Annotated in this window: 26 protein-coding genes and 1 pseudogene; 21 read left to right on the plus strand and 6 right to left on the minus strand. The window is 42.4% G+C overall.

Translation table 11 applies throughout. The annotated features are described in order from the left end of the window. Positions 1-40: 40 nt before the first annotated feature. The 17 genes and pseudogenes from rplO to ASL19_RS04875 all read left to right on the plus strand — a co-directional run. Complete coding sequence (gene rplO / locus ASL19_RS04800; RefSeq protein WP_040008799.1) at positions 41-487, plus strand: 50S ribosomal protein L15; 447 nt, start codon at positions 41-43, stop codon at positions 485-487. A 50-nt stretch (positions 488-537) separates the two neighbouring features. Further along, the gene (secY, locus tag ASL19_RS04805; protein WP_006276972.1) at positions 538-1,851 is read left to right on the plus strand and encodes a preprotein translocase subunit SecY; all 1,314 of its coding nucleotides are present in this window, start codon (positions 538-540) and stop codon (positions 1,849-1,851) included. Continuing rightward, positions 1,851-2,414: an adenylate kinase gene (locus ASL19_RS04810; protein ID WP_057177478.1), complete on the plus strand. Its 564-nt coding sequence runs from the start codon at positions 1,851-1,853 to the stop codon at positions 2,412-2,414. Before secY ends, ASL19_RS04810 begins: the two co-directional genes overlap by 1 nt. A gap of 135 nt (positions 2,415-2,549) precedes the next feature. Then, entirely contained in the window at positions 2,550-2,774 is a 225-nt protein-coding gene (gene infA / locus ASL19_RS04815) for a translation initiation factor IF-1 (protein WP_006276978.1), read from the plus strand. Between the two features lie 106 nt (positions 2,775-2,880). Further along, complete coding sequence (gene rpmJ / locus ASL19_RS16625) at positions 2,881-2,994, plus strand: 50S ribosomal protein L36 (protein WP_071985141.1); 114 nt, start codon at positions 2,881-2,883, stop codon at positions 2,992-2,994. Between the two features lie 72 nt (positions 2,995-3,066). Beyond that, on the plus strand, positions 3,067-3,447 hold the full coding sequence (gene rpsM, locus ASL19_RS04820) for a 30S ribosomal protein S13 (RefSeq protein WP_009344494.1): 381 nt from the start codon (positions 3,067-3,069) through the stop codon (positions 3,445-3,447). A gap of 45 nt (positions 3,448-3,492) precedes the next feature. Beyond that, entirely contained in the window at positions 3,493-3,888 is a 396-nt protein-coding gene (gene rpsK, locus ASL19_RS04825; protein WP_006276981.1) for a 30S ribosomal protein S11, read from the plus strand. A gap of 245 nt (positions 3,889-4,133) precedes the next feature. Then, complete coding sequence (locus tag ASL19_RS04830) at positions 4,134-5,078, plus strand: DNA-directed RNA polymerase subunit alpha (protein WP_006276983.1); 945 nt, start codon at positions 4,134-4,136, stop codon at positions 5,076-5,078. A gap of 33 nt (positions 5,079-5,111) precedes the next feature. Further along, entirely contained in the window at positions 5,112-5,462 is a 351-nt protein-coding gene (rplQ, locus tag ASL19_RS04835; RefSeq protein WP_006276984.1) for a 50S ribosomal protein L17, read from the plus strand. 32 nt (positions 5,463-5,494) lie between these two features. After that, complete coding sequence (truA, locus tag ASL19_RS04840) at positions 5,495-6,370, plus strand: tRNA pseudouridine(38-40) synthase TruA (protein WP_369814499.1); 876 nt, start codon at positions 5,495-5,497, stop codon at positions 6,368-6,370. Next, entirely contained in the window at positions 6,363-6,818 is a 456-nt protein-coding gene (gene rplM, locus ASL19_RS04845) for a 50S ribosomal protein L13 (RefSeq protein WP_006276986.1), read from the plus strand. Before truA ends, rplM begins: the two co-directional genes overlap by 8 nt. Positions 6,819-6,820: 2 nt before the next feature. After that, on the plus strand, positions 6,821-7,240 hold the full coding sequence (rpsI, locus tag ASL19_RS04850; RefSeq protein ID WP_006276987.1) for a 30S ribosomal protein S9: 420 nt from the start codon (positions 6,821-6,823) through the stop codon (positions 7,238-7,240). Positions 7,241-7,309: 69 nt separating this feature from the next. Beyond that, positions 7,310-7,543 carry a 50S ribosomal protein L31 gene (gene rpmE / locus ASL19_RS04855; RefSeq protein ID WP_006276988.1) on the plus strand — a complete coding sequence of 78 codons (234 nt, stop codon included), beginning with the start codon at positions 7,310-7,312 and terminating at the stop codon, positions 7,541-7,543. Positions 7,544-7,651: 108 nt separating this feature from the next. Further along, on the plus strand, positions 7,652-8,746 hold the full coding sequence (prfA, locus tag ASL19_RS04860) for a peptide chain release factor 1 (protein ID WP_006276989.1): 1,095 nt from the start codon (positions 7,652-7,654) through the stop codon (positions 8,744-8,746). A gap of 100 nt (positions 8,747-8,846) precedes the next feature. Next, positions 8,847-10,445 (plus strand): 2,3-bisphosphoglycerate-independent phosphoglycerate mutase, encoded by a 1,599-nt coding sequence (gpmI, locus tag ASL19_RS04865; protein ID WP_057177480.1) that lies wholly within the window; start codon positions 8,847-8,849, stop codon positions 10,443-10,445. A 158-nt stretch (positions 10,446-10,603) separates the two neighbouring features. Further along, positions 10,604-10,837, plus strand: a complete 234-nt coding sequence (gene secG, locus ASL19_RS04870; RefSeq protein WP_006276991.1) for a preprotein translocase subunit SecG — start codon at positions 10,604-10,606, stop codon at positions 10,835-10,837. Positions 10,838-10,937: 100 nt separating this feature from the next. Continuing rightward, positions 10,938-11,201: pseudogene (locus tag ASL19_RS04875) on the plus strand (ribulose bisphosphate carboxylase small subunit); the annotation flags it as partial. Between the two features lie 55 nt (positions 11,202-11,256). Here the strand turns inward: ASL19_RS04875 and ASL19_RS04880 are convergent. The 5 genes from ASL19_RS04880 to nblB form a co-directional block, all read right to left on the minus strand. Then, positions 11,257-12,384 carry a glycosyltransferase family 4 protein gene (locus ASL19_RS04880; RefSeq protein WP_006276617.1) on the minus strand — a complete coding sequence of 376 codons (1,128 nt, stop codon included), beginning with the start codon at positions 12,382-12,384 and terminating at the stop codon, positions 11,257-11,259. 94 nt (positions 12,385-12,478) lie between these two features. After that, positions 12,479-14,077 carry an MFS transporter gene (locus tag ASL19_RS04885; RefSeq protein WP_369814496.1) on the minus strand — a complete coding sequence of 533 codons (1,599 nt, stop codon included), beginning with the start codon at positions 14,075-14,077 and terminating at the stop codon, positions 12,479-12,481. Further along, on the minus strand, positions 14,061-14,957 hold the full coding sequence (recO, locus tag ASL19_RS04890; RefSeq protein WP_057177483.1) for a DNA repair protein RecO: 897 nt from the start codon (positions 14,955-14,957) through the stop codon (positions 14,061-14,063). The genes ASL19_RS04885 and recO overlap by 17 nt, the downstream gene beginning before the upstream one ends. A 6-nt stretch (positions 14,958-14,963) precedes the next feature. Continuing rightward, a complete protein-coding gene (deoC, locus tag ASL19_RS04895; RefSeq protein ID WP_057177484.1) occupies positions 14,964-15,647 on the minus strand; it encodes a deoxyribose-phosphate aldolase in 684 nt (227 codons plus the stop codon). Between the two features lies 1 nt (position 15,648). Then, complete coding sequence (nblB, locus tag ASL19_RS04900) at positions 15,649-16,329, minus strand: phycobilisome degradation protein NblB (protein ID WP_057177485.1); 681 nt, start codon at positions 16,327-16,329, stop codon at positions 15,649-15,651. A gap of 218 nt (positions 16,330-16,547) precedes the next feature. On the opposite strand from nblB, the gene ASL19_RS04905 reads away from it, so the two are divergent. Next, entirely contained in the window at positions 16,548-17,264 is a 717-nt protein-coding gene (locus ASL19_RS04905; protein ID WP_006276612.1) for a hypothetical protein, read from the plus strand. A 12-nt stretch (positions 17,265-17,276) separates the two neighbouring features. Here the strand turns inward: ASL19_RS04905 and ASL19_RS04910 are convergent, their stop codons facing one another. Then, positions 17,277-18,416, minus strand: coding sequence for a quinone-dependent dihydroorotate dehydrogenase (locus tag ASL19_RS04910; protein WP_057177486.1), 1,140 nt, complete (start codon positions 18,414-18,416; stop codon positions 17,277-17,279). A gap of 113 nt (positions 18,417-18,529) precedes the next feature. On the opposite strand from ASL19_RS04910, the gene ASL19_RS16630 reads away from it, so the two are divergent. The 3 genes from ASL19_RS16630 (at position 18,530) to rseP (ending at position 20,868) form a co-directional block, all read left to right on the plus strand. Continuing rightward, positions 18,530-18,682 (plus strand): DUF2256 domain-containing protein, encoded by a 153-nt coding sequence (locus ASL19_RS16630; RefSeq protein WP_071985344.1) that lies wholly within the window; start codon positions 18,530-18,532, stop codon positions 18,680-18,682. 27 nt (positions 18,683-18,709) lie between these two features. Then, positions 18,710-19,672, plus strand: a complete 963-nt coding sequence (locus ASL19_RS04915; RefSeq protein ID WP_057177487.1) for an isoaspartyl peptidase/L-asparaginase — start codon at positions 18,710-18,712, stop codon at positions 19,670-19,672. Between the two features lie 101 nt (positions 19,673-19,773). Further along, positions 19,774-20,868, plus strand: coding sequence for an RIP metalloprotease RseP (rseP, locus tag ASL19_RS04920; RefSeq protein ID WP_057177488.1), 1,095 nt, complete (start codon positions 19,774-19,776; stop codon positions 20,866-20,868). The last annotated feature ends 33 nt before the right edge of the window (positions 20,869-20,901 follow it).

Raw genomic sequence — 20,901 nt, forward strand, 5'->3', positions numbered from 1 at the left:
AACCAGAGGATCAATACTAAATCTAAACACCCAAATCAACATGAGACTGAACGATGTTAAGCCTCAAAAGGGCTCTAAAAAACGCCGTAAGCGTGTAGGTAGAGGTATTTCTGCCGGTCAAGGCGCTAGTGCGGGTCTGGGGATGCGGGGTCAAAAGTCCCGCTCTGGTAGCAGCACTAGACCAGGTTTTGAAGGGGGTCAACAACCTCTTTACCGTCGAATACCCAAGCTCAAAGGTTTTCCTGTAGTCAATCGTCGGGTTTACACTACGATAAATGTAGAGAAGTTGGCTTCCCTACCTGCTAACTCGGAAGTAAATCTGGCCTCTTTAAAAGAGGCAGGTATTCTTACCTCCGTTAAAGGACCTTTAAAAGTATTGGGTAATGGGGAATTGGGTGTTCCACTCAAGGTGCAAGCTGCTGCTTTCACCGGTCAAGCTCGGAGCAAAATTGAGGCTGCTGGTGGTAGTTGTGAGGTTTTAAGCTGAAGACATGCTAGTCAACTAGCTGCCCCGGTTCACTATCAAGGTAAGACTTTATGATCAGTCGAGACAAAGCCCCAACGGCTCAAGAAACTTTTATGCAAATGGCGCAAGCAGCTGGACTGAGAGGAAGGCTGCTTGTCACGGTCGGGATTCTAATTTTGGTGCGATTGGGCATCTTTTTGCCAGTTCCCGGAATTAACCGCGAAAGATTTGCAGAGGCCATATCTGGAAATAATGCCATTTTCGGTTTGTTGGATATATTTTCGGGAAGGGGACTATCCACCTTGGGTGTTTTTGCCTTGGGTATTCTTCCCTTCATCAATGCGTCTATTATTATCCAATTGTTGACTGCTGCTATTCCTTCTTTAGAAAATTTACAGAAAAATGAAGGAGAAGCAGGAAGGCGGAAAATATCTCAGATTACCCGATACGTGTCTTTGGGTTGGGGAATTCTTCAGAGTACGGCTTTTTCAGCTTTATTCCTACAGCAGTTTGCCCTCAATCCAGGCCCCATTTTTGTGGCGGAAACCGCAATAGCCTTGACTGCTGGTTCCATGTTTGTTATGTGGGCATCCGAGTTGATTACGGAGCGGGGGATTGGTAATGGTGCATCTTTGTTGATTTTTGTCAATATTGTGGCTTCCTTACCTAAGTCCCTGGGTGACACTATTGACTTGGTGCAGGTCGGTGGTAGGGAAATTGTGGGACGGGTGATTGTTTTGGTGTTGGTGTTTGTAGCCACCATTATTGGTATTGTGTTCGTCCAGGAAGGTATACGCCGAATTCCAATTATTTCTGCACGTCGTCAAGTAGGTCGGCGAGTCCTGGCAGAACAAAGAAGTTTTCTGCCCTTACGTTTGAATCAGGGCGGTGTCATGCCGATTATTTTTGCCGCTGCCATTCTCAGTTTGCCTTTACTAATTGCTAACTTCACTAAGAATGTTGAATTGGCAAATATAGTTAACACCTATTTGAGTCCTAGCGGATCTAGTTCTTGGGTGTATGCTTTGGTGTACATGGTTTCTATTATCTTCTTTAGCTATTTCTACTCTTCCTTGATTCTCAACCCGGTAGATGTAGCTCAAAACTTGAAGAAAATGGGTTCTAGTATTCCTGGAATTAGACCTGGCAAAGCTACTAGTGAGTATATTGAGCGGGTCAGCAACCGCTTAACTTTTTTAGGAGCTATGTTTTTAGGACTGGTGGCCATTATTCCTACCGCTGTGGAAAGCACTTTAAATGTACCAACTTTTAGAGGTTTGGGAGCCACTTCCTTGTTGATTTTAGTGGGTGTGGCCATTGATACGGCAAGGCAAATCCAGACTTACGTTATCTCTCAACGCTATGAAGGAATGGTGAAACAATAGTGACGCGATTAATCTTCTTGGGACCACCAGGTGCAGGTAAGGGAACTCAAGCCAAGGTTTTGGCTGATTTTTTGCAGGTTCCTCACATTTCCACTGGGGACATCTTACGTCAAGCTATTACTGACCAAACAGCTCTAGGTGTGAAAGCTCAGGAGTATATGGATAAGGGTGATTTAGTCCCTGACCAGCTGGTGCAAGATATGGTGGAAGAAAGACTGCAAAAATCGGATGCCCAAAAAGGCTGGATTCTTGATGGTTTCCCCCGCACAGTATCTCAGGCAGTTTTCTTGGGCAATCTTTTAGACCAGATCCAGGGTGATTCAGAAAGGGTGGTTAATCTCGATGCACCCGATGAGATTGTCGTCTCTCGCTTGTTAGGAAGGGGTAGAAAAGATGACTCGGAGGATGTTATTCGCCATAGACTAAATGTTTACAGGCGAGACACTGCTCCCCTAATTCAGTATTATGGCGATCGCCAGAAGCTCTTGACTGTTAATGGTAACCAATCCCAAGAAGAAGTCACCAGCGCCTTAAAAATGGCTATCACTGTTTTAAGGAAATGACCCCAGTTTCTAATCTATTTTCCTTCTTCCCTTTTAGCTAAGATATATTAATAAGCTGTTGATATATTCCACATTGGTTCCTTGTCAAGATTGCATTTGTCCTGGAACGAATAATTACCGAGTTGAGGAAAAACCTTGTCTAAACAAGACTTGATTGAAATGGAAGGGACTGTAACCGAATCATTGCCCAACGCTATGTTTCGAGTTGACCTAGATAACGGGTTTAATGTCCTGGCACACATTTCTGGGAAAATCCGCCGTAATTATATCAAAATTTTGCCGGGGGACCGGGTCAAGGTGGAGCTGACCCCCTATGACTTAACTAAGGGTCGTATTACCTACCGACTACGGAAGAAGTAAGACCAGCAATCTTAATCATAAAATCTGCGGATTTTCCCTTCGTAGTGACTGAAATAATTTTTCGGGAAATGTTATAATTTACCATTTGGAGTTCAACAAAAAGGGCATGAAAGTTAGAGCCTCAGTCAAGAAAATCTGTGATAAGTGTAACGTGATTAAACGTCGTGGTCGCGTTATGGTTATTTGTGAAAACCCTAAACACAAGCAACGGCAAGGCTAAAACTGTCAATGAAATTTGCAGTTTCAGTACGCTGACAAAGAAAATGACCAAAAAAAGAGGGAGAGATTAATTGTGGCACGGATTGCAGGAGTAGACCTACCGCGTGATAAACGCGTAGAGATCGGTCTAACTTACATATATGGGATTGGACTGAGAAGGTCGCAGGATATTTTAGCGGCCACAGATGTAAACCCAGATACCCGGGTTAAGGACTTGACTGATGCTGATTTAGCGGCTTTAAGAGCTGAGATAGAAAGCAACTATCAAGTGGAAGGGGATCTGAGACGTTTAGAGGCCATGAATATCAAGCGTCTAGTTGATATAGGCTGTTATCGTGGTCGTCGTCATCGTATGGGTCTACCTGTGAGGGGTCAAAGAACCCGTACCAATGCCAGAACCAGACGCGGTAGAAGACAAACAGTGGCTGGTAAGAAAAAGGCCCCTGGTAAATAAGTGAACAAGTTTTAGTCTAAATTCAGCTAAATTCAGCAAACAAACATGGCAAGACAACCAACCAAAAAAACCGGGAGTAAAAAGCAGAAGAAGAATGTACCTAATGGCGTTGCCTACATTCAATCTACTTTCAACAATAGCATTGTCACCATTACGGACCAAAATGGAGATGTAATCTCCTGGGCCAGTGCTGGTTCCAGTGGATTTAAGGGGGCAAAAAAAGGTACTCCCTTTGCCGCCCAAACCGCAGCTGAAAGCGCCGGTCGTCGCGCTATTGACCAGGGAATGCGTCAAATTCAGGTGATGGTTAGTGGACCAGGAGCAGGAAGGGAAACGGCAATCCGAGCTTTACAAGGGGCAGGATTAGAAATTACCCTGATTCGCGATGTTACTCCTATTCCTCATAATGGCTGTCGTCCACCTAAACGCCGTCGGGTGTAAATATGGTGTAAATATCTAGCTTTGGTATTAATGGTCAACAGGATTCCCCCTTGATGGGCTTTCCTCAAGGGGAGCGGAAAACTCTAGATAACCAATTGGGAAGGTTAAACTTTTATCACTGGAAAGATTGGTTAAAGATTGGTTTAAATTATGGCACTTTGATCCACCAAAATCACAGATCAAGGCATAAAGTTAATTCGAGGGGCAAATTTTTGCCAGCAGCACCTTAAAGGGGAGGCTACTCCGTGGCGCAGTTTCAAATTGAATGTGTAGAGTCTAGTACCGAGGAAAGTCGTAATCATTATGGTAAGTTCGTCCTAGAACCCCTGGAAAGGGGTCAGGGAACGACGGTAGGTAATGCGTTACGACGGGTTTTGTTATCTAATTTAGAGGGAACAGCAGTTACTGCAGTAAGAATAGCTGGTGTTACCCATGAGTTTGCCACAGTTCCCGGTGTGCGGGAAGATGTGATGGAAATCATCATGCGGATGAAAGAGGTGATTCTTAAAAGCTATTCCCATCAACCGCAAATAGGAAGGTTGCTGGTTACCGGTCCCACAACGGTTACCGCAGCCCATTTTGATTTGCCTGGTGAAGTAGAGGTGATTGATCCTACCCAGTATGTAGCTACTTTAGCAGAGGGCGGCAAACTGGAAATGGAGTTTCGCATTGAAAGGGGTAAGGGCTATCGCACTGTAGAAAAGGGAAGAGAAGAGGCCACATCCCTGGACTTTTTGCAGATTGACTCAGTATTTATGCCAGTGCGAAAAGTTAATTATAGCGTGGAAGAATCCCGTGGTGATGGTAGCTTAAAAGATCGGCTTTTGTTGGAAGTTTGGACTAATGGGAGTATTTCACCCCAGGAGGCCCTGTCTTCATCTGCGGCAATTCTGGTAGAATTATTTAACCCTCTTAAGGATATCTCCTTGGAGCCTACGGACATGGGCTTGGATATGCCAGATGATCCCACTGCCCAAATTCCTATTGAGGAGTTACAGCTATCTGTTCGTGCTTACAACTGCCTGAAACGCGCTCAAGTTAATTCTGTAGCAGATTTGTTGGATTATACCCAAGAGGATTTGTTAGAAATCAAGAACTTTGGTCAAAAATCGGCAGAAGAAGTGGTGGAAGCCTTACAGCGTCGTCTAGGTATTACTTTACCACAGGAAAGAAGTTCTAAACAAAGCTAGTCCGATTGTTTTTCATACTAATAGGTCCCTATTATGCGTCACCGTTGTAAAGTAAAAAAACTTGGTAAACCAGCAGATCAGCGTCGTGCTTTATTGCGATCGCTGACTACGGAGCTTATACGTCATGGTCGTATTACTACCACTCTAGTTCGTGCTAAGGTAGTACGCAGTGAAGCTGAAAAAATGATAACTTTGGCAAAGGATGGATCTTTATCAGCTCGTAGAGAGGCATTGGGTTATATCTACGATAAGTCCCTAGTCAAGTCATTGTTTGAGCAAGCACCAGATAGGTATGGTAATCGTCAAGGTGGTTACACCCGTATTTTGCATACTGTGCCCCGTCGGGGCGATCATGCCGAAATGGCGATTATTGAACTAGTGTAGGGAATAGGGAACCCCAACCCATCCAACCCATGATGTCAGATAGCCGCCAGTCCACCCCAACTTACCGAGTTGCCTTAGTTATTCAGTATCTAGGTACTAACTTCCATGGGTGGCAACGGCAAAAAGCCCAACGTACAGTCCAAGAAGAAATAGAAACAGCTATAGCCAGTGTTCTAGGGTATCATGTAACACTACATGGTGCGGGAAGGACTGATGCCGGGGTTCATGCAGCTGCTCAGGTTGCCCATTTTAATGCTACAGGGCATATACCGGCGCACAAGTGGGCAACCGTTTTGAACAGTTACTTACCCCCGGATATACTAATCAGGGCTTCTGCTGGTGTAAAAGAAAGTTGGCACGCTCGATTTAGTGCAACGTACCGACGATATAGATATACAATCTATACTGAAGCTCTACCAAACTTGTTTGTGAGTCCGTTTAGTTGGCATTACTATTATGCTCCCCTGGAAGAAAAGTTGATGCAAGCGGCTTTAACTCCCCTTGTGGGAAAACACCACCTAGCAGCTTTTCACCGTGCTGGATCAGCGCGATCGCATTCCTGGGTAGAAATACAAGCTGTAGAATGTGGTCGTCAGGGTTCATTAGTGCATATAGAGATTCAAGCCAATGGATTTTTGTATGGCATGGTAAGGTTATTAGTGGGGATGTTAGTGCAGGTAGGAAGCAAACAGAAGTCCCTAGAGGATTTCACAAACATTTGGCAAACAGAAGACCGAGAAAAAGTGAAATATGCAGCACCACCTCAAGGTCTATGCTTACTAAGGGTTGGATATAGTGACTTTCCGTTTTCCCAGGAAATTTGGTATGAAACTCAACCCTATTTAGTATTTGGTCATCGGACCGATGACGAATCAATTAAACCCGACAAAGGAAAAAATAATGAGTAGTAAAACTTATCTTCCTCCAGAGGAAGAGATTAAACGTGACTGGTATGTAGTAGATGCCGCAGACAAGCGTCTGGGTAGGCTAGCAAGTGAAATTGCCATGGTTCTCCGGGGTAAAAGAAAAGCTGAATATACGCCCCATTTGGACACAGGAGACTTTGTGGTAGTAATCAATGCGGAAAAAGTAGTAGTTACGGGCAAAAAACAGAGTCAAAAACTTTACCGTAGGCATTCCGGTCGTCCCGGGGGGATGAAAACAGAAACCTTTGCTAAATTGCAACAGCGCCTACCAGAAAGAATAGTCGAGCATGCTGTAAAAGGTATGTTACCTAAAAATAGCTTAGGTAGACAGTTATTCACCAAACTGAAAGTTTATAGTGGTGCGACCCATCCTCACACAGCACAAAAACCTAAAGAACTAATTATTAACACTATTCCCGGAGAAAACTAATCATGGCAACAGTAGCAGAAACTAATAGTGGTCGTGCCCTGTATTGGGGCACGGGTCGACGTAAGTCCGCAGTTGCGCAGGTACGTCTAGTGCCTGGAGAGGGTAAATTTGTGGTCAATGGCAAAGAAGGGGAATTGTACTTCCAATACAATCCCAACTACTTAGGAGTCATTAAAGCTCCTTTAGAAACTTTAGGGTTGGAAAACGAGTACGACATTTTAGTAAAAGCCAAAGGTGGCGGTCTAACTGGACAAGCGGACTCAATTCGTTTGGGTGTAGCTCGTGCTCTATGTCAATTGGATCCGGACAATCGTTCACCCTTAAAAATTGAGGGCTATTTAACTCGGGATCCACGAGCTAAAGAGCGGAAGAAATACGGATTACATAAAGCTCGAAAAGCTCCTCAATACTCAAAACGATAGTTGACGGAAAAGCTGTCGAGTTGCAAAGCTATAAAAGCTATAATTTTGATAAACACCAAAAAAGGAAAAATGGCTAAACCTGATATTCATCCCCAGTGGTATCCAGAAGCTAAAGTCTATTGTAATGGTCAGGTTGTGATGACCATCGGTTCAACCAAACCCGAATTACACGTAGATGTTTGGTCTGGAAACCATCCCTACTACACTGGTACTCAGAAAATTATTGATGCTGAGGGTCGTGTGGAACGCTTTCTTCGTAAGTATGGCATGTCTAGCGAGCAAGGTAACAAAAAGAAAAAGTAGCTGGTTGGCTGTAGCTTGTACTACAGGGGCCCTGCAGTTGTGCGCAGGGTCACTTGTTGTTTTTACCTTGGGCCAACTTGTGATTTTTTAGGAGCTTGTTTACTAGTTATGGCTGAATTATATTTGTTGGAGAAACTCAAATCTGTTGAACAAACCTTTCACGAATTAACTCGTCGCTTAGCCGATCCGGACACGGCAAAAAGTCCTGATGAGTACCAGAAAATTGCCAAGTCCCGTTCCTCTTTAGAAGAGGTAGTAATTGCCTACGAAACATGGAAAAACTCTCAAGAGGAGTTAGTTGGAGCACGGCAGATACTAAAAGAGTCTAATGGAGATCCGGAGTTGCATGAAATGGCAACCATGGAAGTAAAAGACTTGGAAAACAAGATAGAACATTTAGAAGAGCAGTTAAAAATATTACTACTGCCCCGTGATCCTAACGATGAGAAAAACATCATGTTGGAAATCCGCGCTGGTACTGGTGGAGATGAAGCTAGTATTTGGGCTGGAGATTTGCTGCGCATGTATTCCCGTTATGCTGACACCCAGGGTTGGAGGGTGAAACTAGTTAGCGAATCTCCAGGAGAGATGGGTGGATTTAAAGAAGTAATTCTAGAAATTCAAGGTGATAGCGTTTATAGCAAGTTAAAGTTTGAAGCGGGAGTCCATCGTGTTCAGCGGGTTCCAGCAACGGAGGCGGGTGGTAGAGTTCACACTTCCACAGCTACAGTGGCGATTATGCCCGAAGTTGATGATGTGGAAGTACATATTGACCCAAAAGATATTGAAATGACTACCGCCCGTTCTGGTGGTGCTGGTGGGCAAAACGTCAACAAAGTGGAAACAGCAGTTGATTTGTTTCACAAACCAACTGGTATACGCATTTTCTGCACCGAAGAGCGCAGTCAGCTACAGAATAAAGAACGAGCAATGCAAATTCTTAGGGCCAAACTCTATGAAATCAAACTGCGGGAACAACAAGAAGCGGTGACTTCTATGAGGAGATCTCAAGTTGGTACTGGCTCTCGTTCAGAAAAGATCCGCACCTACAATTATAAGGATAGTCGAGCTACTGACCATCGTTTGGGGCAAAACTTCACCCTCAGTCCAGTTTTGGAAGGGGATTTGGAAACTTTAATTCAATCTTGTATTTCTCAAGATCAACAGGAACGTTTAGCAGAACTAGCTACTGCTAATAACTAGAGTTACCTAACTACAATTGCAGGTTGTGGAAATTATTGCTGCAATCTTTAGGGAGTAGTGCTATTATTCGGTTATTAAAAAAGTAAAGGGCAATTTTACTATGACCAAAGCACCTGTTAGTCCTGTGGTGCTAGTCATTTTAGACGGATGGGGCTATTGTGAGGATAAACGTGGAAACGCGATCGCAGCTGCTGAAACTCCCATTATGGACGGTTTATGGGCAGGTTATCCCCACACCCTCATCCGCACATCAGGAAAAGCCGTAGGGTTGCCAGAGGGTCAAATGGGCAATTCAGAAGTTGGTCATTTGAACATTGGCGCTGGAAGAGTGGTTCCCCAAGAACTGGTACGCATCTCTGATGCTGTAGAAGATGGTTCTCTAGCTACTAATTCCGCACTTCTCAACATTTGCCAAGAAGTGAAATCCCGAAATGGCAAGTTGCATCTAGTTGGCCTTTGTTCTAATGGAGGGGTACATTCTCATATTACCCATCTGTTAGGCTTGCTTGATTTTGCTAAATCACAGGAAGTTTCGGACGTATGTATTCACGCTATTATGGATGGGCGTGACACCCAACCAGTGGATGGAATCAAAACCATCCAACAATTGCAAAACTATATAGACCGTGTGGGAGTAGGAAGAATAACTACTATCAGTGGTCGATATTATGCTATGGACAGAGACCGTCGTTGGGACAGGGTTCAACTGGCCTACGATGTAATGACACAAGAGGGTGCTGGTAAAGGAAAAACAGCTGTAGAGGTTTTGCAGTCTCTATATGCTGAGGGGGTAACCGATGAGTTTATCCTTCCTGTGAGAATTGCTCCTGGTGCAATTAGTCCTGGTGATGGGGTGATATTCTTTAATTTTCGCCCAGACCGGGCCAGGGAATTGACTCAGGCTTTTGTCAGTCGTAATTTTGAGGGTTTTCCACGGGAGCAAATTACACCCCTGTCCTTTGTGACCTTTACCCAATATGATCCCGAGTTGCCTGTATCTGTAGCATTTGCCCCCCAGAACTTACAGAATATGTTGGGTGAGGTGATTGCTAATCATGGTCTCAAGCAGTTTCGCACTGCAGAAACTGAAAAGTATGCTCATGTCACCTATTTCTTTAATGGGGGATTAGAGTATGCTTATGAAGGTGAAGACAGAGCAATGGTAGCAAGTCCCCAGGTTCCTACATACGATAAGGAACCCCAAATGTCTGCTGACGCTGTGACAAGTTTGGCTATTTCCGCTATAGAGAAAAGAATTTATTCTTTAATAGTGATGAATTATGCCAACCCTGACATGGTAGGACATACGGGGAAAGTGGATGCTACCGTGGTGGCCATTCAAACTGTTGATCGATGTTTGGGCAAACTGGTAGAAAGCGTGGGTAGAGCAGGTGGCACATTGATCATTACAGCTGATCATGGCAATGCTGAGTATATGGTAGATGAAAATGGCAGTCCCTGGACAGCTCATACTACTAACCCAGTTCCCTTGATTTTAATCGAAGGAGAAAAGCTGAAAATACCAGGATATGGTGCAAATGTTGATTTGCGTAATGATGGCAAACTATCGGACATTGCTCCCACCATTCTGGATATTTTGAAACTACCTCAACCTCCAGAAATGACTGGTAAATCCCTCTTGAGAGCGCCCGAATATGATTTACAATTCCCTCGTAGACCTGTACAAGTGGGATTGTAAGTAAGTTATACTTTTTCGTATTTCCAAGTAATAGCGATTCCAGGTCGCAATAGGGATAAAACCTGCACTTGCAGGTTTTTATCACATCATAGTTATTTGGAGAACTTACAATTTTTGGTTAACGTCATTATTCAAGTTCAATTTCACACCATTTTCACATGAACATTAATAACATTCTACAAGGAATTTGGGCTTTTTCCGCTTTGGGTTTAATTGTTTTAGTCTTGCTACATAGTCCCAAGGGTGATGGTATTGGAGCTATTGGTGGACAAGCTCAACTTTTTAGCAGTACTAAAAGTGCTGAAAATACACTCAATCGTGTCACTTGGGCCCTGGCAGTAATTTTCCTGGGTTTAACAGTGGTTTTAAGTTCTAACTGGTTGCCAAAATAGCGTACAATTGGTAGGAATTCACCAGTTTCCAACCGATTCTCTCCCGAAATATGGCTTACTACATCTCTACCCGGTTTTTGGACAAAATAGCCCGCCCTTAAGTCTGGTAACTCTAGACACTCAGGAGAAAATTCGTCAGGTTTTATCCCAGGGTTATAAGATCACTGTGGAATACGTTGACAAAAGACGATTTTCTATGGGATCTTGGCAAACTTGTGGCAATTTACATATAAGTGATTATGCACAAGCAGTTTTCGCTTTGGAATCTTGTTTGTTGGAACACGCCGGTGAATATGTACGCTTGGTAGTTATTGATCCTAAATTGAAGCGTCGAGTAATAGAAACTATTATTCAGCGCCCCTAGAAAAAAATCCAGGTTGCTATGGTAATGCTGGTGTAGGTTATAGGCTGTACAAGACTCATGTAGCTTTTGGTAAAACCCCATGATAAAGCTTTTCTAAACTGGTTATATTGTCACTGAGAGTATATTTTTCCAAAACGCGTTTTCTTGCTTTTTGACCTAATAGGGCAGTTAACTCTGGATGATCTTGAAATAAGGGTAAAAGAGTTCTAATTTGAGAGCGCACGGATCTCGTACTGATTACAACACCTGCTCCCTTTTCTAAAACTTCCCCATCTGCACCCACATCAGTAGCAAGACATGCCAAACCGCAGGACATAGCTTCTAATAAAGATAGAGATAAGCCTTCGACTAAAGAAGGTAAAATAAATAAATCCGCACCTCTTAATATTTCTATACGGCGCTCCTCACTAGCAACGAAACCTAACCAGATAATACCATATTCGGAATCATAAAATGGCTCCAGTGAAGATCTCAAAGGACCATCGCCAACTATTAACAGCTTGCTAGTAAGTGACATGGTTGACTGTTTCCATGCTCTCAGTAGGGATTCGACGTTTTTTTCCGGTGCGATACGACCTTGATAAACAAATAGTCGTTCTGCATTAAATTCATCTTTTACCTTAGATTTACCAGGAGAGTATTTCACAGTATCTACCCCATTAGGGATAACAGCAATTTTTGCCTCCCTAACTCCCATTTTTACCAATAATTCTTTTTGAATTTGGGAAAATACAATCACCCGATGATAGTTGTCCAAAAAAGGAGCATATAACTGGTACGCTAGTAGTTGAGTACCGGAGATCAATTTAGCACCTTTACCCGCAAAAGGAGTATGGAAAGTGGCCACTAGGGGAATATCTAGTTCCTGACAAATTTCGGGTAAAACAAAGTCAAGGGTAGATAAGGTTAAGGAAGCATGAACTATTTGGGGTTGTATTTCCCGTAGCGCGTCTTTTAAAACTTTAGTTGCATTAAAAGCGGGAAGTGTGTAAACTTGCGACTTATAAATAAATGGTAAGGGAACTTCCTTAAAATTTGGCCAGTTATCAGGTTGAGATTCTTCCTGGGCAAAGTGTAAAAAACTTACATCATGTCCCCTGTCTAACAGACCATTTGTAATTTCCCTACTGTAAGTAACATTGCCACAAAAGGGTGATTTTTTTCCAATCCAGGCTATACGCATTCTTTATTTGGCTACGAAAAATTGAGAAATTATGTTGTAAACAATTGTAGCACAAAACTTAGTGGTTTTTGAGCTGTTAATTAACTTTTATCAACTAATGATTGCTTGAATTATACCAGGTAATTATTCCTCCGCCAAATACAATGACGGATAAAAGCAAAAAAACTGACCTTAACCCAATAAAATTCTCCGCTATACCAGCTAAAGCTAGAGGTAGGGTTAGAGCAATGTTAATCACGTTATTTTGCAGTCCAAACACTTTACCACGCATTTCTGCTGGGGTTTCGGTTTGAATAGTCGTTTGCATGGGAATACCGACCAAAGCCCCAAAAACACCTAGCAATGCTATAAATAGCAGTACGGGCCATAGTTGGTTTGTGAAGATAGCAAGACCAATCAAAGATCCCGACATTCCCAAGGAACCCCACAAACTCAACTGTCCATAAGTAAAACTGCGACCGAACTGTCCCACAATTGTAGCACCAGCAGCAATACCCACACCACCTGCGGCTAGTAAAAAACCAAATTGGGAGGCCTTTAAATTGGGGATAATTTCTGCCATGCGAACTGCTAAAACAGTAAGCGCTGCAAATACGGAAAATAATATGGTTAACTGTAGCATGGCATTTCTAATGCTGCGATTGGACTTGAGGTAGTTCAAACCATCCCACAAGTCAGATAAAAGATGGGGAAATTCTGTTTCTGGAGGATGAGGTTTTTCCTTAGTTTGAATTAGGAGTAAAATAATACCAGCAACACCATAACTACCGCCAACTAAAATTTCCTTGCCCAGTCCACCAGGACCACCGAATTTTGCCCAGAGACTATCAGCTAAAACTAAAACTGGTTCACCTACTGCAAAACCAATAATTACCGATGCCATCATTGTAGTTGTGTACAGGGAATTGGCGGAGAGTAAATATTGTTCTTCCACCACCAGAGGAATAGTGGCCTGTTCTGCAGGGGCAAAAAATTGGGTGAAGGTAGAAACTAAAAAGGTTACCAGTAAAATCATTAAAAAACCTACTGGCAAAGCGCCTATAGGATGCCAATCATGAGTTAACCAGATTAAAAAGGGAATGGCAATAACTAGAACACCACGCCAAATATTAGATGCTACTAGTACAGCTTTTTTTGACCAGCGGTCTACAAATACGCCAGCAACAGAACCAAACAAAACTGCGGGAATGGTAAAAATCATCATTAGGGCTGAAACCCAACCACTAATACTTTGACCCCTTTGTTGAAACTCACTGTTGATTAAGGCAATCATGAGAACTAGATATACTTTGTCCGCTAATTGACAAAAGATTTGTCCCCCCCAAAGTGCTAGAAAATTGCGATTTTTTAATACTGGGAAAAATCCTTCTTTTTCATGCTTATTACTAGCTTTTAGATCTGATCCAGAACCGTCTTTATCTTCTAGGTCTAGTTGTGGTGGTGTCTCTTCTAAAACTGCTTTTTCTTTTTCATGAATGGTCTCAACAGATCCATTAATAGGATTTACCTCCAGAGGAAGATCCGAGTTGGTGGGAGGTGATTTTGGTAAATCACTTGTCTTGGTTTTTTCCATGGAAAATCCCTTCACGGATCTTTGCTGGTGATTACCTTGGTATGATTTCACCCTATTCTTGAGTTTAACTTTGGGTGATAAGGGCTGGTTGTTTCTATCTAAATCAGACGATTGCATCATGGTTGGGAGCAAAATAGGAATCTATCAACGTAGCAGAGCGAATAGGAAAACCCAGGTGGTACTGAGTATAATGGCGCAAGATCTGCTCAACAGATAACCAGCTATCATCATAGGCTGAATCTATTTGTATTATCCCTGGTTGGGATAAATATTGGAGCATCATTAATTCTTTTGCTCCCAATCGACGGGAAATTTTTGGTAACTCTTGGTGGTGCAAAACCCTTTCAAAGTCATTTTCTGGGATTTTTGGCTCATGAAAGTTTTCCTGTTTTTTGAAGTTTTCCCAGGTTTGTAGGCAAATTGTTCCCCCCGCTGTTGTACTGAAACCAGCTTGCCATTTTGGATTGCTTAAATCCGGTATTAAGGGTTTTTGGGTTAAACAGCACACTTTGATCTGTGGGCTTATTCCAGCTAATTTTAACATATCAAAGACTCCCTTAGCTAAATGTGCTACTATGGCAATCTGGGGAATTGGGGGGAGGGAATCTAAGGTGTCCAGATGTTGATTTAATAGGTCATATAGCTCTACTTGGGTATGCTCCTCCAATGCTTGATGGAGGGCAATTTCTGCTAGGTATTGACTCGCTGCCAGTTTTCCTAAACTTTTGGTGAGTCCAGGATAGGTCTTGAGGGTCTGTGCTTGGTTAATCTTATAAAGGTTTGATGTTTGAGTAGGGTTAGATTTGCCAAGGGAAATCAACAATTCATTCACTGTGAATATTCCACTTCTACCATTTAGGCTGGATTGGTACTTTCTGGAACCAGGGGCGATCGCCTTAATTAGGCCCAACTCCCTGGTTAACACGGTGAGTATTTTATCCGACTCACCTAGAAACTGGCTTTTGAGATTGATTCCCCTTACGTGATAACTCCCGTTCATTAGTAATTACCCCTGTGATTTTTCTGTATCCAGGCGCTGATGGAGTAAGTCTATTCCACGAGATGTACCCAGTCTGGTTGCACCGGCCATAATTAGATCTATGGCGTCTTGGTGGGTACGAATTCCTCCAGAAGCTTTTATTCCCACCCTTTCTTTTGTTATTTGTTTTAAAAACTCCACGTCTTTCACTGTTGCTCCACCATTCCAACCCGTACTAGTTTTTAAAAATGCAGCACCCGCATCCATAGCTATTTCAGCAGCCACTTTTTTTTCTGTATCTGTCAGTAAACTGGTTTCTAAAATTACTTTGACTGGTTTCCCAGTTTCTTCGCAAATTGTGGCAATTTCTCGGTGTAATTGCTCAGTCTTGCCGATTTTTAACCAGCCTAAGTTAATCATTAAATCCAACTCCGTGGCACCATTTTCTACCGCCTCCTGTGCTTCATATAATTTGACTGTTGAGGTGGTCAACCCTGTGGGGAATCCAATTACAGTACATACTTGTGGCTTTTTGTTGTGTAATAGCTCCGCCGCTTGCTTAACATGGGATGGGTGAATACAAACTGCAGCAAAGTTAAATCTATACGCATCCTCACACCACTTTTCTACCTGGGGTTCTGTTGTGGTAGGTAAAAGCAGGGAGTGATCAATAAATGGGGCAATATCAATTTTTGGGTAGTCTGTTGTCATATCACGATTCTACCTCAATTTTGTGCCTAAGAACATCCTCGGCTTCTTTTGCAACTGCTTCTACTGAGTCAGTAGCCAACACTTCTAGAACTTTCCTAGCCTCTTTTCCACCTAAATTGGCTAAAGCATGAACTAAGCGATGACGTACTTGCCAATCTGGGTTTTCAGTATAGGGAGCTAGAATAGTTACTGCATCTGGGTTACCCAATTCACCTAGGGAACTAATGGCCGCACTTTGGACTAAACCATTATCTGATTCCAGAGCTTTTTTGAGCAAATCTACTCCCCTTGGATCTCCCAGGGATCCAAGGGTGGCAATTATGCTGAATTTTACTACCCATTCTGGGGTCTCATGGTAAAGCTTTTCTAAATCGGGAAAGGCTACTTGTAGTTTTAGCGCCCCCAAACAATCAGCTGCTGCTGCTTGTACATCCGCTTCAGGATCATTTAGCAACTCTCTTAAAATATTTAGGGAAAAATCTAAATCCTCCGTCCCTAAGGTGTCTAATTGACTTACAGCACAATAACGCACTCTCGAATTTTGATCTTTAATGGCAATTTGTAATAATTCTAAACCCTGTGCGGGTTCCAATTCCCGAATTTGATTCACACCACGAAGGCGATCGCCTAAATTTTCAGAAATGAGTAGTTCTTTAACCGTTTTATAAGATATGTGAGCCATTGTTTTTAAATTTGAAGAGTATAATTGGGATTTTGGTGTGACCGGGTAGGTAAGTAATCAGTTGTAGGATTTTAGAAAGGGTAAAACCCCAACAATTGGTGGTTTTTGCCAACTGATAGTGGAAATTTTGCCAGGGAATACAAAAATTGACCCCTTTTTTGCCAAGATAGAAATAATGGAAATATTATTCTGTAAAAAGCTACTTGGCAAAAATCAGCATGACTCAAACAAACATGGAAAACTACGGCAAAAGTTTTCTCGTAATCATTGCGCCAATTTCTTTTTTGATTATTGTCGTTCTCAACACCTGGAAGTTTTTACTCATAGGGTTATTCCTCATGATGAGTCTTCATCTGTGGCAAAAGTATAGGTGGGAAAAATGGTGTGATCAGGTAAATCCTCTGTTTTATGAGTTAATTGAGGAAAATCAGGGAAAAATCTCCTCGGTTGACCTGGCCATCAGGGGAAATTTTCCAGGAGACGACGCAAAACGCTACCTAGAAAAGAAAGCCAAGGAATTTGGTACTAATCCGGTAGACTCAGAAACCGACAGTCCATACTACTACTTTATCACTGGGAGTATTCTGGGTGAGATTTTAGATGGTAGCGAATCAGATATGAAACCAGTTGGTAGAGCAGTAACTAAGGAGGCCAGATCTCTACTATCTCCACCTGTACTTGTTTTAGAAGGTAAGGAAGGAAATAAAGAAGGTCAAATCACTAATCGCTTGGAAACCAAATCCCTGGAGAAACAGCTAGCTTTTGGTTCCCTAATCCAGTCTGAATTGGCCCAGCGCTTAGGTGTTTATTCAAGTACAGTCTACAAACGACGCAATGATCCTGATTTTTCGGAATGGACTCGTAGTCGAGACCCAGATGGAATTGCTTGGTCTTACTCCCGCAAAAATAGAGAGTTTTTCCCCATGGATAAATAACCGGTGGTGACTTTAACTATTGATTCCCACCGCATCACCAATGGAACCCAAGCCGTGATTTTGCAGTTTTGCTAATAATCCTGTCAAGACTCGGCTTGCCATCATTGGTCCCTCATAAATCCATCCAGTGTAAACTTGGATTAAACTTGCACCTGCTGTAATTTTTTCCCAGGCGTCCTCTGCGGTAAAAATCCCTCCCACACCAATAATTGGTATTTGACCCTGGCTTTGTTTATAAATAAAACGTATAATTTCTGTGGAGGGTTGACGTAATGGCAATCCGCTAATTCCTCCAGGTTCTGCTTGGGGTGGGTTACCAGTTTTTTCTATCACCTGGGTTTTTAGTCCTTCACGACTAATAGTAGTGTTAGTGGCAATAATCCCTGCTAGTTTATAGGTTTTGGCAAGATTAATAATGTCTACTATTGCTTCCCATTCCAGGTCAGGTGCTATTTTGACAAATAATGGCTTGGGTTGGTTTTGCGTACTGTTTTCTGTTTGAATGACCTCCAATATTTGACTGAGCATGGGTCTATCCTGAAGCGATCGCAGTCCTGGAGTATTAGGAGAAGAAACGTTGACCACAAAATAATCACCTAAGCTATTTAGCAACCGAAAACTTTGTAGGTAGTCTGTTGCTGCTGCTTCTAAGGGGGTGATTTTAGATTTACCGAGGTTTATGCCTATAGGTATGGCAGGTAGCTGTTGTTGATAAAGCAAAGTTAGTCTTGCAGCCATAGCAGCAGCACCGGAATTATTGAAGCCCATACGGTTAAGAGCTGCTAGGTCCATGGGTAAACGAAACAAACGAGGTTGGGGGTTTCCTGCTTGTCCGTGATAAGTGACAGTACCTAACTCAGCTAAGCCAAAACCGAACATAGACCAAAGGTGAGATCCCATACCATCTTTATCAAATCCTGCGGCCAAACCCAGCGGGTTAGGAAAATTCAAACCGAATAGGTTCTGTTTTAACCTATTGTCATGGACACATAAAGAATCCCCGACAAAAGATTTCAACCATCTAGCACGATGAGGATGGGAAGGTTGTAGAAACCAATCTATGCCACTTATTAGTCCATGATGCAGCCACTCTGGATCTGCTTTTACTAGATTAAATAAGAGGGGAAGAATTACTGCCTTATAAATATCCAATTAATATCCAAAAAAGTTGTCAAGTGATTAACTACCTAATTACCTTTTTTTAGGTTACCATAGTGTAAGATTAAAATGGTAACACATTTACAGCAATTTCTAACCTTCCATTTATGGGGCGTAAACTTTCTAAATCTCACCTACCTGAAAAAATTTGCCCTGTATGTCAACTACCCTTCACTTGGAGGAAGAAATGGCAAGATTGTTGGGAAGATGTGAAATACTGTTCAGAACGCTGTCGTCGACGTCGTTCTCAAACTACGTAAAACTTAAATACATACTTAAACTAATAAATGTCTTTATCAACACAAAATCAAGTACAACCTAAACTGATTATTCATGGTGGAGCAGGTAGTTCCCTCCAAAGTAAAGGAGGATTGGCCAGCGTCAGGCGATCGCTCCATAACGTCATAGAAGACGTATACTCAATGCTACTCTCTGGTGTATCTGCCAGCGAAGCAGTGGTTAGGGGGTGTCAACTCCTGGAAGACGATCCTCGTTTTAATGCTGGCACAGGTTCAGTCTTACAATCCGATGGTCAAATTCGCATGAGTGCTTCTTTTATGAATGGCACATCTGGCAAATTTAGTGGAGTAATTAACGTTTCTCGGGTGAAAAACCCGATTGAAATGGCCCTATTTCTACAACAGTCTCCTGACCGGGTATTGTCCGATCATGGTTCCCTGGAGTTGGCACGAGAGTTACAAGTTCCAAGTTATAATGCTTTGACAGATTTACGACTCAAAGAATGGATACAAGAAAGAGAAGACAAATTTAAGAGAACTATGGCTGGAGTAGTTGCCGAACCGGAAACCCCAGATCCTGAAGCTGGGAGGGGAACCATTGGCGTAGTAGCTTTAGATACCTTTGGGCAGTTGGCTGCAGGCACTTCCACTGGTGGTAAAGGCTTTGAACGCATTGGTAGAGTCAGTGATTCTGCTATGCCAGCAGGTAACTATGCTACTAAACATGCAGCAATAAGTTGTACAGGTATTGGAGAAGATATCATTGACGAGTGTTTAGCCGCCAAAATTGCGGTTCGTGTTGGTGATGGAATGTCTTTAAAGGAAGCAATGTGGCGTTCCTTTACCGAAGCCAGTAAAAACCAAAGAGACTTAGGTGCGATCGCCCTAGATTCCACGGGAAACATATCCTATGGTAAGACCAGTGAAATACTATTGGCAGCTTATCACAATGGTCAGAGCATTGGTGATACCCTAGAATGGAATGATGGAGAACTAGTTGGAATAGATTAGGTCGGGGTTGGTAGGGTAAACCCCACCAGAAATTCCCAAACTAGAATAAAATCCAACTAGAATTAGAATATATATTTTCAGTATGTTGACTAATTTGCTCTATGTCAGTTTTAGCAGCGATAGCAGTTTTGGCGACCCTTATCTTAGTACATGAGTTGGGACATTTCATAGCAGCTAGATCCCAAGGGATTTATGCCAATCGTTTTTCCCTGGGTTTTGGTCCTATTTTGTTGAAATATCAAGGATCACAAACAGAATACACAATTCGTGCTTTCCCCCTGGGTGGTTTTGTGGGTTTCCCCGATGATGATCCTGATAGCACAATTCCCCCCAACGATCCCAACCTATTGCGAAATCGTCCTATTCTAGATCGAGCAATTGTCATTAGTGCTGGCGTGATGGCAAATCTGGTGTTTGCTTATTTAGTCCTTGCTTTGCAGTTAGGTGTTGTAGGTATACCAAAGGAATTTCAATATCAACCTGGAGTTTTAATCAAACCAATTAACGAGCAATCAATAGCTTACCAGTCTGGTATTAGAGAAGGTGATATTGTTATTAGCGTTAATGGACGTGAATTAGTGGCTGGTAAAGATTCCACCCTATATCTAACACGGGAAATTCAAAACCATCCCCGTCAACCAATTGATTTGCAACTCCAACGTCAAGACCAGGAAATTGCCCTACAAATCACCCCTGGGGAAAATCCAGAAGGGAAAGGATTAGTAGGTGTGGAACTTGCGCCCAATGGTAAAGCTATTTACGAGCGTCCTCAAAATCCCATCCAGATTTTTACTGTTGCAGGAGAGAGATTCCAGCAGTTATTTGTTGGCACAATTAAAGGATTTGGACAACTGATCACTAACTTTCAACAAACCGCCAGTCAGGTGTCGGGTCCGGTCAATATCGTCAAAATTGGTGCTAAATTAGCAGCAGATAATAGTGCAAATCTCCTTTCATTTGCAGCTATAATTAGTATTAACTTAGCAGTTATCAACATCTTACCATTACCAGCTCTGGATGGTGGACAATTGTTTTTTCTGTTGATTGAAGGTCTATTTGGTAAACCCCTACCTATGAAAATTCAAGAGGGAGTTATGCAAACTGGACTAGTGGTGTTACTAGGACTGGGAATTTTCTTGATTTTTAAAGAAACTCTCCAGTTAAGTTTTATCCAACAAATATTTCAGAAAATGTAATTCCAAATCACCGACTAATCGAATAAAACCGGT

Source organism: Cylindrospermopsis sp. CR12, from assembly GCF_001432185.1.
Classification (GTDB): domain Bacteria; phylum Cyanobacteriota; class Cyanobacteriia; order Cyanobacteriales; family Nostocaceae; genus Raphidiopsis; species Raphidiopsis raciborskii.

What these genes read in the sequence shown, in the direction of transcription:
- rpsI (WP_006276987.1), top strand. Translation starts at nt 6,821, where the DNA reads ATGGCAACAGTAGCAGAAACTAATAGTGGTCGTGCCCTGTATTGGGGC.
- rseP (WP_057177488.1), top strand. Translation starts at nt 19,774, where the DNA reads ATGTCAGTTTTAGCAGCGATAGCAGTTTTGGCGACCCTTATCTTAGTA.
- gpmI (WP_057177480.1), top strand. Translation starts at nt 8,847, where the DNA reads ATGACCAAAGCACCTGTTAGTCCTGTGGTGCTAGTCATTTTAGACGGA.
- ASL19_RS04885 (WP_369814496.1), bottom strand. Translation starts at nt 14,077, where the DNA reads ATGATGCAATCGTCTGATTTAGATAGAAACAACCAGCCCTTATCACCC.
- ASL19_RS04880 (WP_006276617.1), bottom strand. Translation starts at nt 12,384, where the DNA reads ATGCGTATAGCCTGGATTGGAAAAAAATCACCCTTTTGTGGCAATGTT.
- ASL19_RS04915 (WP_057177487.1), top strand. Translation starts at nt 18,710, where the DNA reads ATGTCTTTATCAACACAAAATCAAGTACAACCTAAACTGATTATTCAT.
- prfA (WP_006276989.1), top strand. Translation starts at nt 7,652, where the DNA reads ATGGCTGAATTATATTTGTTGGAGAAACTCAAATCTGTTGAACAAACC.
- rpmJ (WP_071985141.1), top strand. Translation starts at nt 2,881, where the DNA reads ATGAAAGTTAGAGCCTCAGTCAAGAAAATCTGTGATAAGTGTAACGTG.
- deoC (WP_057177484.1), bottom strand. Translation starts at nt 15,647, where the DNA reads ATGACAACAGACTACCCAAAAATTGATATTGCCCCATTTATTGATCAC.
- truA (WP_369814499.1), top strand. Translation starts at nt 5,495, where the DNA reads ATGTCAGATAGCCGCCAGTCCACCCCAACTTACCGAGTTGCCTTAGTT.
- rplQ (WP_006276984.1), top strand. Translation starts at nt 5,112, where the DNA reads ATGCGTCACCGTTGTAAAGTAAAAAAACTTGGTAAACCAGCAGATCAG.
- secG (WP_006276991.1), top strand. Translation starts at nt 10,604, where the DNA reads ATGAACATTAATAACATTCTACAAGGAATTTGGGCTTTTTCCGCTTTG.
- secY (WP_006276972.1), top strand. Translation starts at nt 538, where the DNA reads ATGATCAGTCGAGACAAAGCCCCAACGGCTCAAGAAACTTTTATGCAA.
- rpmE (WP_006276988.1), top strand. Translation starts at nt 7,310, where the DNA reads ATGGCTAAACCTGATATTCATCCCCAGTGGTATCCAGAAGCTAAAGTC.
- recO (WP_057177483.1), bottom strand. Translation starts at nt 14,957, where the DNA reads ATGAACGGGAGTTATCACGTAAGGGGAATCAATCTCAAAAGCCAGTTT.
- ASL19_RS04905 (WP_006276612.1), top strand. Translation starts at nt 16,548, where the DNA reads ATGACTCAAACAAACATGGAAAACTACGGCAAAAGTTTTCTCGTAATC.
- rplM (WP_006276986.1), top strand. Translation starts at nt 6,363, where the DNA reads ATGAGTAGTAAAACTTATCTTCCTCCAGAGGAAGAGATTAAACGTGAC.
- nblB (WP_057177485.1), bottom strand. Translation starts at nt 16,329, where the DNA reads ATGGCTCACATATCTTATAAAACGGTTAAAGAACTACTCATTTCTGAA.
- rplO (WP_040008799.1), top strand. Translation starts at nt 41, where the DNA reads ATGAGACTGAACGATGTTAAGCCTCAAAAGGGCTCTAAAAAACGCCGT.
- rpsK (WP_006276981.1), top strand. Translation starts at nt 3,493, where the DNA reads ATGGCAAGACAACCAACCAAAAAAACCGGGAGTAAAAAGCAGAAGAAG.
- ASL19_RS16630 (WP_071985344.1), top strand. Translation starts at nt 18,530, where the DNA reads ATGGGGCGTAAACTTTCTAAATCTCACCTACCTGAAAAAATTTGCCCT.